Raw genomic sequence first — 12,483 nt, 5'->3', positions numbered from 1 at the left:
ATCCGCGCTGTCCGCTATTCCTCGGACCGATGGCCCTCGTCCGCATCCCTCGCCGCACGCGCCGACGCCATCCCTTCCTCGATTTCCTCCTGGCTAAGACCGGTGAGGGCTTCCAGCCTCTGGCGCTCCGCGGGGTCGAGATCGGCGTAGGCGCGCTGTTCGGGAAGATCGGCCGTCAGCGCCTCCATCTCGGCTTCCATCTGGGTGAAGGAGCCCATCATGCTCGGCATCGCCTGCATCATCGAAGAGAGGTATCTCGGGTCGGTGGCCATCTTCATCGACTGGCGGGCGTAACTGGCGCCCGACGGTGTCGAGAAGAACGCGTCGATGTCGGTGAGTTCGGTCTGGTCGAAATAGACCGCATAGACCTCGGTCAGCGCGGTCTTCATCGCCGGCTCCAGCGCCGTCATCACCTGGCCGATGATGCGCGGGAGGGCTTCCTTCATGCGCGCGTTGCGCTCGTCCAGGGCCGGGTCGATCAGCAGCGCGACTTCGCGCGCCTGCGCTTCGTCCAGTTCAAGCTCGCCCGCTTCCCGACCGAGCAATCGCGCGGCGTCCCCGGTCGAGATTTCCCCGGCCATCTCGAAGATCGGCCCGAGCATGCCGTCGAACATCGATCCCATCATCTCGCCCATCGAACCGGGCGGGACGATCTTCTCGACGATCGCGCGCGCCTGCGGCAGGCGCGCCTCCTGTTCGGCCGTCAGCGGTTCGACGGCGAACATCTCTCCGAGCGCGGCGAAGACCTCCTCCTCGCTCGCTGCGTCCTCGACACCATCCCCGCTGGACTCGTTCTGAGCGATCGCCGGAGCGCTCGTCATCAGCGCCAGCACGGAAAGACCAGCAAGCAAGGTCCGTTTCACGCGATGTCCCCCTTCACAAGATTCAGTGCCCGACATTCTCGCCGCGCGCCAGCCCGCTGAGTTTCAGCTGCTCGTCGATCTGCGCAACCAGCCTGTCCAGCCCATCCTGGTTTTCGCTCTCCGCGCGCGCGACCAGCACGTCCTGGGTGTTGGAGGCGCGGAGCAGCCACCAGCCATCGGCATTGGTCACGCGCACGCCGTCGGTGCCGTCGACCTCGTCGGGGCTGTCGGCGAGACGCGCCTTGACCTCGTCTATCGCGGCGAACTTGCGGGTCTCGTCGACCTGAAAGCGCATCTCGGGCGTGTTGACCATGGCCGGCATTTCGGAGCGTAGCTCGGTGACCGATTTGCCCAGCCGCGCGGCGGCGGCGATCAGCCGCACACCGGCATACAGAGCATCGTCGTAGCCGTAGTAATCGTCGGCGAAGAAGACGTGGCCGCTCATCTCGCCGGCGAGCGGACTGCCCGTTTCCTTCATTTTGGATTTGATGAGCGAATGGCCCGTCTTCCACATCAGCGGCCGGCCGCCGCATTCCGCCACCCGGTCGAAGAGCGCGCGGCTGGCCTTCACGTCGGCGATTACCGTGGCCTCGGGATGCCGGGCGAGGCAGTCCTCGGCATAGATCATCAGCAGCTGGTCGCCCCAGATCACCCGGCCCTCGCCGTCGATCGCGCCGATCCGATCGCCATCGCCGTCGAATGCCACGCCGAAATCGAGCTTCTTCTCCGCGACGAGCGCACGCAGATCGGCAAGATTCGCCTCGACCGTCGGATCGGGATGATGATTGGGAAAATTGCCGTCGACCTCGGTGAACAGCAGGTGGTGCTCACCCGGCAGCCGCGCGGCGAGCGCCTCGAGCGCCGGACCGGCAGCGCCGTTGCCCGCGTCCCAGCCGATCCGAAGCCCGTCGAGCGCAGCCGGATCGATGCCGCCCAGGCCGGTCAGCAAGCGCTCGATGTAGTCGCCGAAGACGTCGCGGTCCTCGATCGCTCCCGCCCCGTCCAGCCATTCGCCGGCCGCCGCCCGTTCGCCGAGCTTGAGGATATCCGCCCCGAAGAACGGCCGGCCCTGAAACACCATCTTGAAGCCGTTGTAATTGGCGGGGTTGTGGCTGCCGGTTATCTGAATGCCGCCATCCACATCCTGGGCTGAGGCTTCGGCGAAATAGAGCATCGGCGTCGGGCCGAGCCCGATCCGCACGACGTCGCAACCGCTGGCGGTGAGCCCTTCGGCAAGGGCATGCTCCAGCGTCGGCGAGCTGACCCGGCCATCGTAGCCGATGGCGACCTTCGACCCGCCGGCCTCGCGCAACATCGAACCGAAGCTGCGGCCGATTCCCCGGGCATCGTCGGGGCCCAGCGTCTCGCCGATGATGCCGCGGATATCGTATTCCCGCAGTACGGTGGGATGGAATTCATGCTTCGTCATGGGGCTTCGTATCCTCGATGGAATGGTCGGCGAGAAGGAGGTCCCGCGCGGAGTTGATCTCGGCGAGCCGCGCGTCGCTGCCGCCCCGGTCGGGATGAAGCCGCGCGGCCATGCGCCGGTGTGCCTCGCGAATCTGGGCAGGGTCGGCATCGTCGGACACCCCGAGCAGCCGGCGGGCACGCGCTTGGTCGCTGACGCGGCCGGGTGCCGGGCGGAGATAATCCCAGGGCCATTTGCCGAACAGCCAGCGACAAGCCAATGCCGCCAACAGGACGATGGCGGCGATCTTGATCACGCCGCCTTGTCCTCGGCCTGCATCATTCCCGGCAGGCGAAGCTTCGCCACCAGTTCGCGCAGCTCCTGCCGCGCGACGAGATGGCTGGTGCCGAGTTCGCCCAGCTGGCCCTTGTCGAGCAGGGTCAGGCCGGAGGGAAAGAGTTCGCGGTAAACGACACGCTCCGACAGCCCCTTGGCGGTGCGGAACCCGACCCGCCGCGCCATTTCCTCCAGCGCCTTCTCGATCCGCGCCATGTTGCGCGCCTCGGTGTAACCGGTGCGGTTGCGCACCACGACCCAGTCCATCTGACGCCGGTTTTCTTCCAGCTGCGCCCGCCCGCGCTTGATCCGCGCTTCCCAGATGAGCTCGGCATAGAAGCTGAGCTTCTTGACCTTGAAGCTCTCTCCCTCGACCTGGCCGATGAGATCGAAATCGACGAAGCTGTCGTTCATCGGCGTGACCAGCGTATCGGCCTGTGAAGCGCAATGGCGCGACAATTCGTCGTCGCGGCCCGGGGTGTCGACCAGCACGAAGTCGGCCCCTTCGGCCTTCTCGGCCACCATGGCCTCGAACTCACCCGGATCGAGATCCTCGACCACATGGCAGTCGGCAGTGGGCAGCGCGACGCCGCGCCGCGCGGCGGTATCGGCCCGGTTTTCGAGGTAGCGATCCATGGTCCGCTGGCGATGGTCGAGATCGAAAGCGACCACGCGCTTTCCGTTGTAAGCGAGCGCCACGGCGACATGGACCGCGGTGGTCGATTTGCCGGTCCCGCCTTTCTCGTTGGCGAAGGTGATGCGGTGTGGTCGGCTGGCGGTCAAAGCTTGGTCCCGGTGAAGGTCTTGCCGCCGTCAGGCAGAGGGCTAGGACGGCGTCGAACCGCTCTATCCAAGGGGAATCGCGCGTGCAAACCGTCTCTCGCCTCGACATGTTGAGAAGCGCCGTCGATGCGCTGCGCGCCGGGGGCGGAACCATCGCACTGGTCCCCACGATGGGTGCCCTTCACGAGGGTCATCTGACGCTGGTCCGCGAAGCTGCGAAGCGCGCGGAGCACGTCGCGGCCTCGATCTTTGTCAATCCGCGACAGTTCGGGGCCAACGAGGATCTCGACGCCTATCCGCGCCAGTTGCAGCACGACAGCGATCTGCTGGAGGCCGAAGGGGTCGAGCTGCTGTGGGCGCCGCCTGCCGACGTCATGTATCCTGAGGGCTATGCCACCAACGTCACCGTCGCCGGAGTGAGCGAAGGACTGTGCGGCGCCGACCGTCCCGGCCATTTCGACGGGGTCGCAACCGTGGTGTGCAAGCTTTTCAACCAGGTTCGCCCGGATATCGCCTTCTTCGGCGAAAAGGACTGGCAGCAGCTTGCGGTGATTCGCCGGATGGCGCGCGATCTCGATCTGTCGCAGCCGGAGGCCGGAAATATCCACGGCGTCCCCATCGTCCGCGAGGCGGATGGCCTCGCGATGAGCAGCCGCAATGCCTATCTGTCTGCTGAACAGCGCGAAGCGGCAGCGGCCCTTCCGCGGGCGATGCGGGATGCGATCGCGCTGCTCAGCGACAGGGCCGATGCGGAACGGACGCTGGGAAACTTGCGCGCGGCCCTGTCCGTCGCCGGGTTCGACCGCGTCGATTATGCCGAGATACGCGATGCCGACACGCTGGCGCCGCTCGATAGCGACAACGGCAACGCCCGTCTGTTCGTCGCTGCGCGGATCGGCGGAACGCGCCTCATCGACAACATGGCGGTGTAGCGGCGGGAGCGGTGTCCCCTTTCACTATGCCTGCTCCGGAGTCCATCCGTAAACGTCAATTGATGATCCGGAGGTAGGTCAAAGCCTGCTCCTAAGTCACAGCAGCGCATTCAAAGGTTGCACCGACATTGCGAAATCAATGAGTTACGGGGGCGGACAAGGACCCGCATTTGTCGGTCGGGTGTCATGAAGAAGTTGGACGAGTATGATCCACCGCCGGTTTGCCGCAGGCAATTTGGTTTGGTCTGTTCTGCGATGGGCTGATCGTCCAGCAAGACGTCAGTATCGTTTCGGATCTTGCGGGCGGGATTTTGCCGATCGGCTCGAGAAGCCGGCGGTTGTTGAATCAGGCGGCCAATTCGAATGCCGCTTATTCGTCCTCATCGAAGGACCGGCGTGGCGCTCATCGTTGGATGACCTCGGCCTTGTAGAGTCCGTTGATGGTCTCGGCCAAAGCATTGTGTCAAAGCTGTCGTCGACGCTTCCGACCAATGGTTCGGTCTTGGCTCGCGTCAGGCGTTGGGAACATTGATCGAGACGTATTGGCTGCTGCGGTCACTGTGATGGGTTACGCCTCCGCGATGGACCGGTAAGCGGCCGCGAGTCGCCAGTTTGAGCGCAGCGACAACAATCCCGGCATCTGCCGTCCGGTGGACCTGCCAACCCACGATGTAGCGGACATAGAAGTCGATCACGAACGCGACATTGAGGAAGCCCGCCTTAGGTCTTCCCATAGGTGAAATCCAATAAGCATGTTCGGCGCCGGAGCATGGAACTGCCGGTTCAGCTGATCGAGCGGACAGGGCGCTGCCTTGTTGCTCAAAATCGTCTTCACCGGCTTGCCGCGGACTACGCTTTGAGAGTTGAGATCGCGTTTCAGCCTATCCACCGTGCAGCGGGCGTCTTGTTCGTCATGGTCCCATCCTCTCAGGAGTGGGGGCCTCCGGCAAACCTAAGGTGGTGCAGTTGCGCGCTGTCCTGGCTTTAGCCGTGGCCTTAGTAAGGGATCGCGAGAACGCGATTGACGACGGTTCCCGCGATCCGAGCTATAAACCGCAGCAGGATGCGCTAAGATTCCGACCGGGTGCGAGACGACCGAAGTTTTCGATCGGTCGATCATCGCCTATTACCGACGCTTGGGCCATGCGGAACCTCGCTCGTTGCGAATCAGATATTGAGAAGATTCTCCACTTCGGCTCGTTCGTATCCAGCCAACGAGGTCTGTTCCAGCCCGAGGCGCAGGAGTTCGAACTTAACCCATCGTGGGGATTTCCCTACCCGTCGCGCGATTTCGACGCTGGAGATGTAGGCCGATGCCATCTTCAGAACTGCGGAAGTCGGGACACTCGCTCGTTTCACCGTATTCTTGAGACGAAGACCTGTGAGAAGCGGGCCGTATTTCTGAGGGGAGAGATTCAATATCTCGCCAGCGTCCCGCTTGCTCAGGAGGTCAGGCAGTTCGGCCAGCGGCACTGCCATGCTCCTCAAACGAGAGTGGAACTCCGCAAAACCGCAATTGCAGACTTCTATACCGTCCAATCTCGGTCGGGCGGTCGGAAGGCTGAACGGTATACGTCCGTCCAACAGTGCTGAGACGATCGCGGCCCAAGGTTTGGGACCGCCTCCGAACACTCGCATGGCGACGGTCAAGGAAACTCCGCGGACGTTCTCTTGGGATGCGTCCAAAATGCGTTGTTTGAAGCGCTGGAATGAAGGCGCCCAGATCTGCGGTTCCCCCAGGAATGCAGTTACGAAAGGGTGGGGGACGTTTTCCATGATTCCGGCGGCGACTAGCTGGGAAATTGCGTATTTCGGAACGCCCAGTTCCTCGGAGACGCTTTCCGGGAATCTACCTTTGTCCATCTGGCGCCGTATTTCTTCGATCTCGTCGGCCCGATGCATCGGGCGCGCATGCATCGGACCGATGGCGAAAATCGTTTTGAGTGCTCCTTTCCTCCTCGCCGCCGCCACGCCCGTTCCGACAACTCGGAGCGCACGCTCGGCATCTTTCGGGGCAATCAGACCCTCGCGCTGCGCTCCCTTCGGATCACCGATTTGACGACAATGTTCGTTTAACGCCTCAATCACGGGCCGCAGTTCCGACGAAAGACCGTATGCCTTGCGGACAAAGAGGAAGCGCATCGAAGCGCCATCGTTGCCGTCCTGCAAGCTGTCCTCTGCGCGGGCTAGCCTGTCACCCATCAGTTCGAGCGGCCCCTCCGGCCAGCGCCTCATCAATCGCCAGGCTTCCGCCATCGCAGCTGCGCATCTGGATCCGCTGGGTCGTTCCATTCCGTTGGTCCAGCGCTCGCCAAGAGGAGGATCGATCAATCTCATGGTGCGGATCAGGAGCTCCAAGACTGCCGCAGGTGAGAGATCGATAGGAAGCACGGCCAAGGCGCCCTCCGCCACATGCTGGTCGGGGTGGAAGATCGCGGCCACCTCGTCCAGCGCCTCCCTGTCGCCGGGGGCCACGAAGGGCGCTTCGCTCTTGGAAAGATCGGCCATACACCGATCGCAACGATCGATCCCCACCGTGTGATACCAGCCTTGCCGATGGCCGCACGCGCTGCACGTATCGGTCAGTATTTGCCCGGTCTCCGGACAGAAGGGGAGATCCTTTAGGTGCCAGCGGGCACGAATATGCGGCGAAATCCGCAACGAAGCCGGCGCGAACCGTCGGCTAGCGCGTTCCAAATGGCACATCGGCAGCAAGCAGTGATGGAGACGCCGCAGACGTGGATCGGAGGGAACCGCGAATTGGATCCTTTTCAACCGAGCGGGGTCCACCCGTAGACCGGCGGCGACAGCGGCGAGTTCGTCGCAGTCGAGGGTTACCGCCCGGAAGACTCTGCTCCTGATGCTTCCGAAGTCCCGCAGCATCTCCTCGACATTGTCGTAGGCTTCCATCTCCGCGCGACGGGCCAGATATCCAGCGTGGCTGGCCCCCTCCCCCACGGAGGACTTTGGTCGGTCGCCCATCTCCCCTTTGAAGGACGCTCGATCAGGATTGATCGGATGGTTAGTGAATCGGCCGCCTACCCCGCTCGGCTTCGATGGATGTCAAAGAGGCTTGCCTCGGCGGGCGGGGAGGTGGATCTGGAAGTCATGAACGCTTCTCCTTGCTCGCAGCGGCGGCTGGCCAACATTAGTGCCGCCAAGTCACGAGTCCGTTTATTTAGTCGTCACGAGGGTAGATTCAATGGATAAAGACGGGGCTGACGCAATTCTTTTTGCGAAATGCGGCGCCTGGACATCGGGAATGCCGGATGCCGAGTATGAACTCTGGCAGTCTCTCGATCTCGACGAACGCCGTTTGGCAGTGAAACGGATCTCGGCTCTCCTAGCCTACGAACGGGACGACGATTGGAGATTTGCCGCGGCCACCGCGCAACTCGGACGAAGCGCGTTCTTCTCGATGGCCAAAAAGTGGGCGGAGGATCGGTCGATGGCTTCCGTCATTCCGAAGCGTCGCGGGAAACAGGCACGGGTTCAGGGCGAGTTGAAGTTCGAATTGCGGCGGCAGGTCCGCGATCTCGTTCAAGCGCATCCGGACTGGACCAAAGGCATGATCGTTCAACAAGTCCGCCGCACGGTGCAAGGTGCACCGGTTGCGCGGGAGATCCGGCCCCTCGTCGACGAAGCGCGGGTCGACGCGGAACGTTCTCTTCTGGATGGGGAAAGGGGTTTCGGGAGGCGCATCGTGGTCGCAGTGTGCCCCGCCGTGCTCGAGACATCGCGACCTGTAGCTGACGGTTCACACAGGAGAGAGGCCGAAGCGTATCGTATCGTGCGTATACTATGCGTAGTTGTCGACGCCGCGACGGGGCGGGTGATGGGCGCTGCCGGCGCCCATACCTACAGAAGCGCTAGGGACGGGGCGGTCTCGGCGGCGCTGACGCGATTGTCGTCCGTCCGACAGGGTGAGAAGCGCTGGAAGGACTTCGAGATCGAAGTCCGGGTCGCTGATCCCGATCCGGTCTACATGATGGGCGAGATCCGTCGCTTGGCCAAGACTTCCGAGAGCGTCCGCGTCGTTACCGAGGGTGCCCGCGCGCAGACCAACCGTCTGCTCGAGTTATTCGCGGGAAACCTCGGCACTCTTCGGTTGGAGCCGCGTGCCGACCTGACCTACGGAGATGACGAGGACCGCGACAGCGAGGAGTTCGACGACCGTCTTCGCGACGAACTCGTGATCCTGAGGGAACGGAGCGGACCGGTCCCGTCCGTGATCCACGTTTCTCTCGACGAGCTGATGACGGACTTGACGAAACTCCGGGATCAAGAGGGCGCTTAACAGCCTGCCATGAGACGCTCGATCCCGATCGCGGTCTCGGCGGGCTTACGTGGAAGGACCTTCAGAAGTCTCGCTTCGACGACGGTTCGAGCGCTTGCCAGGGGAACCGCCTCGTCCACGGACTTCCTCACTTGGACCAGTCTCTGTTCGACGGGTTTTCCGATTGCGTTTGGACGGGCCCGGAATTCTAGAAGCTGAGGGTGCACCAACCGGCCTCCCTGCCCTCCTCCTCTCAGCACGCGCATCGACCGTCCCTCCCGCACCGTCCCCGCGAACTGCAGACGAGCATCGAGTTTCATCCAGCTCGAGCCAAGGCCCACGTCCATGTGAAGGTCGCGCGGCGCGGCCGGACTTGATATGATCCGCCCTCTCCGGTTCGCTTCTTCGAGGATCGAAACGACTCGATCGGCGTCTACCGCCTCCATCGAAAGCATGACGTGCACGATGCAATTTCGGCTTGCGTCCCCGAGAACGGAAGCGATCGGCATGGCAGCCTCGCCCGATCTACCTTCGATCAAGACAGGGATGTCGAGGGCGACATGATCCAGGAACAGGCCGGAGCGGTCTTGTGACGGGGATCCGCCCTTAGTGCGGAGTTCCTCAATCAGTTTCGCCAGAGAGACGTGGGATCTCACCTTAACGCCAGCCTCTTCGGCCAGCGCGCGGATGCTTGCGATCTGAGACGACATTGGCTGCGAATCCGCTATGAGAGCGATGTTCTTACGCACGAAATCATCACCTTCGTGCGGGCGACGCCCGACTGGACCTCGGGGGCCGCCGACGGAGGCCAGATCAAGCGGATTGCGCATGCCCTGCCAGACCCTGTGCAGCCTAAGGAACCCCGCCGGTTTCAGTCCCAATTCCGCCGCCGCCTCTTCACGGTCCTGTGGCGAGGGGTTCGCGAGCGCGCCGTATCTGTCGAGAACCCGGATGCGGCGTCGAACGAGCGCTTGTCGATGAGGGGCGATGATCGCGATCTTCCGCTCGATGTCGGTAGACATTTTTTTCTCCCTATTTCATTCAAAACAGGGAGTTGACCGAATCCTTCTTACATGACCGAACGGGATGAAGTTCAGTTCGGACCTTTGCGAATTCTGCTGGGAGCGCTGCTCCGCAGACGACGACCGAGCGTTTATTCGGCATCGTTCCGATAATTCGCTTTCAGTTCGCGGAAAGACGAATTGCCATTCCGTCCATGAATGGCTGAGGTTTTGAAAAGCCGGCGAACGATAGGGGTCTGAGGCTCCGATTCGAGACCACGTCCGAACCACAGCGGCGAAGATGGTCGCTGACGTCGAACGCAGGCATCGCGATTTCTCACGACCGCTCTTTCCAATCAAAGTGAGATCGCACCAGCTTTTCCAAAGCCGAGGTTTCGACATACGAAAAACTTTGCCGCTGCTCGTTCAGCAGCAGGATTCCAGATTTTATGAAAGCCCGGAAGACCTTTCAAAGCGCGGAGCATGTTGGGGAAGAGAGAGTTACAGTGAAATCAAGAGAGTCAAAATTTTCTAGCTTCTCTCATCAGCACATTTTGTTTGGGATACCTATAAGCACGGTTCACAAGAGTACGATGGGCCTGCCAAGTTGGACATCTAAGCCCTTTCTTGGGGCTTAGAACGGAAGTGTCAAATCGATAGAATAACCTAACTTAAGACGGTTTAAAGGAGAGATGATGGCGTACGGATCGCGCGATTTTGTCAAGCTGACCCATCCGACGCGACGCACAGTTCTTACCGGTGCGTTGGTCTGTGCTCTCAACGGCTGTACTTCTGGACGGGAATCAGACACCATCGGCACGAAAGATATGACTACGAACTATCGCGAAAGGCTTCGCGGGATAGAACGCAGCGCGGGAGGTCGTCTCGGAGCATACGTTTTGGATACTTCAAATGGACGCAGCTTCGGTTGGCGTGAGAATGAGCGCTTCGCGCATGCCAGTTCCTTCAAGCTGTCACTCGCTGCGATGGTTCTAGCCCTCGATGAGCGTGGAACAATCGATCTTGGCGAAATCCTCCACTGGACCGAATCGGACATGATGTGGGTCAGTCCGGTCACACGCGCGAATATCGCGACTGGACTCTCCATGCGTGAGCTCGCATGGGCCACCCTCGTCACCAGCGACAACACCGCCGCCAACGTTCTTCTTCGTCGCTTAGGCGGGCCAGAGACGCTCACTGCGTTTTGGCGATCGACCGGCGATGAGATTAGCAGGCTCGACATGTACGAGCCGGAACTCAACGTGGTCCCACCCGGCACGACCCTCAATAGTACCACGCCCATGGCAATGGGTAACACCTTGGCACGGTTGATGACCGGAAAAGTTCTGTCCGTAGAGAATACGGCGACGCTTAGCGATTGGATGGCGCAGGTACGAACCGGAATGGATCGCATTCGGGCCGGATTTCCCGACGACTGGGTCGCTGGCGACAAGACCGGTACTGGAATCGGTGATGATGTGCACACCTATGTCGACATCGCATTCGGCGCGCCAGAAGGCCGATTGCCCCTGATTGTTACCGCCTACTTCGAGCCAGCAAATCTCGTGGAGCCGATGGACCCCGTCTCGGTAAGGGCTTTATCAGATGTCGGTCGTCTCGCCTTTCGGAGCATTTCATCTCGAGGGACCGGGATGTAGGCTCGTGAAGAGGAGGCAGTTCATCGCAACCTCCGGATCGGCGTTGATGCTCGGAGCGTGTGCTCGGACCGGGATGCCGTCTCATGGGCCCTCACCCGAGCTAGGCTGCGTTCCCCGCGTACTGATCTCTTCAGAAAGGCTGATCCGAAGCGTTGCCGGCCTCAGACCCTACCGTGCCTCGGGTTTCGTCGTGCGGAAGGAAATGCTGCCAGGCGGCAAGGTGCTGATCCACAATTATGGTCATGGGGGTGCGGGGATAACGCTGAGCTGGGGTTCTTCGCGCCTCGCGGTCGAACTTCTTCAACAGCCGCAGAACAAGTCGATGGCCGTAATTGGAGCGGGTATCATGGGCCTCTCTACCGCAAGGCTGCTGCAAGAGCGCGGTCATGAGGTCGTGATTTACGCTGCACAATCGCCGCCGCATACGACCTCTAATATCGCTGGCGGCCAGATCCATCCCGCCAGCCATTACGATAGGACCGCCGTCGATGAAGCATGGTTGCGCCAATATCGGTCCGCTTTGGACTACAGCTGGCGCCGGTTTCAATTGCTGGTTGGCGAGGACTACGGGATCCGTTGGCTTACGACCTTTGAAGGCGCGAACGGTGCGCCACTACCCATGGTACAGCCTGCAGCCCGTGTTCTAAACGCCAATGAGCATCCATTCGATGTGGACCGCGTTAGATGCTACGATACGATGTACGTCGAAACCGGCCGCTATCTTCGCAAACTGAGCGACGACTTCTTACTCAGGGGTGGCAAGATCGAGACGCGCGTTTTCCGAAATCTCTCAGAGGTCATATCTCTCGAGCACGACACGGTGTTCAATTGCACAGGGCTCGGAGCCAAGATGTTGTTCGGCGACGAAGGCATGTCCCCTCGGCGAGGACAGTTAGCGGTGCTGCTTCCGCAACCTGAGATCCGATACGCCTACACTTTCGGATCGTCGTATATGTTTCCCCGTCCCGATGGTATTGTTCTAGGCGGAACCTATGAGAGCGGTATCTGGGACGAAGAAACAACACCCGACGCAATCTCTTCCATACTCGGTCGAAACGCAGCGCTTTTCGCCTCAAGGTGTCCATGAAATTCCTTAGGACACAGGACGGAAGAGAGCCTTCAGGCTTCTCAGGCCCAACTGCAACGGGGTTGGACTAGCGAGATGATACGCGCTCTGTTCCTCGTACTTTTCGGTTTACTAACCACTGGTTGCGATAAATTGCCTA

The 12,483-nt window shown here is 61.3% G+C and carries 10 protein-coding genes and 1 pseudogene; 4 read left to right on the top strand and 7 right to left on the bottom strand.

The window, feature by feature from the left end; all coding sequences use genetic code 11:
- Window positions 1–14 precede the first annotated feature (14 nt).
- From ACGHN1_RS14665 to ACGHN1_RS14650, 4 genes are read right to left on the bottom strand one after another with little or no spacing between them, the layout of a single operon-like run.
- The gene (locus ACGHN1_RS14665; protein ID WP_390551621.1) at window positions 15–863 is read right to left on the bottom strand and encodes a hypothetical protein; all 849 of its coding nucleotides are present in this window, start codon (window positions 861–863) and stop codon (window positions 15–17) included.
- Window positions 864–885: 22 nt separating this feature from the next.
- A complete protein-coding gene (gene pgmG, locus ACGHN1_RS14660) occupies window positions 886–2,292 on the bottom strand; it encodes a phosphoglucomutase/phosphomannomutase PgmG (RefSeq protein WP_390551620.1) in 1,407 nt (468 codons plus the stop codon).
- Window positions 2,279–2,587, bottom strand: coding sequence for a J domain-containing protein (locus tag ACGHN1_RS14655; RefSeq protein WP_390551619.1), 309 nt, complete (start codon window positions 2,585–2,587; stop codon window positions 2,279–2,281). The genes pgmG and ACGHN1_RS14655 overlap by 14 nt, the downstream gene beginning before the upstream one ends.
- Window positions 2,584–3,390: a division plane positioning ATPase MipZ gene (locus ACGHN1_RS14650; protein ID WP_390551618.1), complete on the bottom strand. Its 807-nt coding sequence runs from the start codon at window positions 3,388–3,390 to the stop codon at window positions 2,584–2,586. Before ACGHN1_RS14650 ends, ACGHN1_RS14655 begins: the two co-directional genes overlap by 4 nt.
- Window positions 3,391–3,473: 83 nt before the next feature.
- Between ACGHN1_RS14650 and panC the strand changes: the two genes are divergently transcribed.
- Window positions 3,474–4,322, top strand: a complete 849-nt coding sequence (gene panC / locus ACGHN1_RS14645; protein WP_390551617.1) for a pantoate--beta-alanine ligase — start codon at window positions 3,474–3,476, stop codon at window positions 4,320–4,322.
- A 349-nt stretch (window positions 4,323–4,671) separates the two neighbouring features.
- On the opposite strand, the pseudogene ACGHN1_RS14640 reads toward panC, so the two are convergent.
- Both ACGHN1_RS14640 and ACGHN1_RS14635 read right to left on the bottom strand, forming a co-directional pair.
- A pseudogene (locus ACGHN1_RS14640) lies at window positions 4,672–5,223 on the bottom strand (DDE-type integrase/transposase/recombinase); the annotation flags it as partial.
- A gap of 266 nt (window positions 5,224–5,489) precedes the next feature.
- On the bottom strand, window positions 5,490–7,232 hold the full coding sequence (locus ACGHN1_RS14635; protein WP_390551616.1) for a hypothetical protein: 1,743 nt from the start codon (window positions 7,230–7,232) through the stop codon (window positions 5,490–5,492).
- A gap of 292 nt (window positions 7,233–7,524) precedes the next feature.
- On the opposite strand from ACGHN1_RS14635, the gene ACGHN1_RS14630 reads away from it, so the two are divergent.
- On the top strand, window positions 7,525–8,619 hold the full coding sequence (locus tag ACGHN1_RS14630; protein WP_390551615.1) for a hypothetical protein: 1,095 nt from the start codon (window positions 7,525–7,527) through the stop codon (window positions 8,617–8,619).
- Here the strand turns inward: ACGHN1_RS14630 and ACGHN1_RS14625 are convergent.
- Window positions 8,616–9,620 carry a hypothetical protein gene (locus ACGHN1_RS14625; protein ID WP_390551614.1) on the bottom strand — a complete coding sequence of 335 codons (1,005 nt, stop codon included), beginning with the start codon at window positions 9,618–9,620 and terminating at the stop codon, window positions 8,616–8,618. The two genes, ACGHN1_RS14630 and ACGHN1_RS14625, sit on opposite strands and share 4 nt — an antisense overlap.
- A 671-nt stretch (window positions 9,621–10,291) precedes the next feature.
- Between ACGHN1_RS14625 and bla the strand changes: the two genes are divergently transcribed.
- Both bla and ACGHN1_RS14615 read left to right on the top strand, forming a co-directional pair.
- A complete protein-coding gene (bla, locus tag ACGHN1_RS14620) occupies window positions 10,292–11,257 on the top strand; it encodes a class A beta-lactamase (protein WP_390551613.1) in 966 nt (321 codons plus the stop codon).
- A 190-nt stretch (window positions 11,258–11,447) separates the two neighbouring features.
- The gene (locus tag ACGHN1_RS14615) at window positions 11,448–12,344 is read left to right on the top strand and encodes an FAD-dependent oxidoreductase (protein WP_390551612.1); all 897 of its coding nucleotides are present in this window, start codon (window positions 11,448–11,450) and stop codon (window positions 12,342–12,344) included.
- Window positions 12,345–12,483 lie beyond the last annotated feature (139 nt).

Source organism: Qipengyuania sp. MTN3-11 (assembly GCF_042851825.1).
In the GTDB taxonomy this organism is placed as follows: Bacteria; Pseudomonadota; Alphaproteobacteria; order Sphingomonadales; family Sphingomonadaceae; genus Qipengyuania.
Note: the sequence above shows the minus strand (reverse complement) of the source record. Positions and strands in the feature narration are given on the sequence as shown.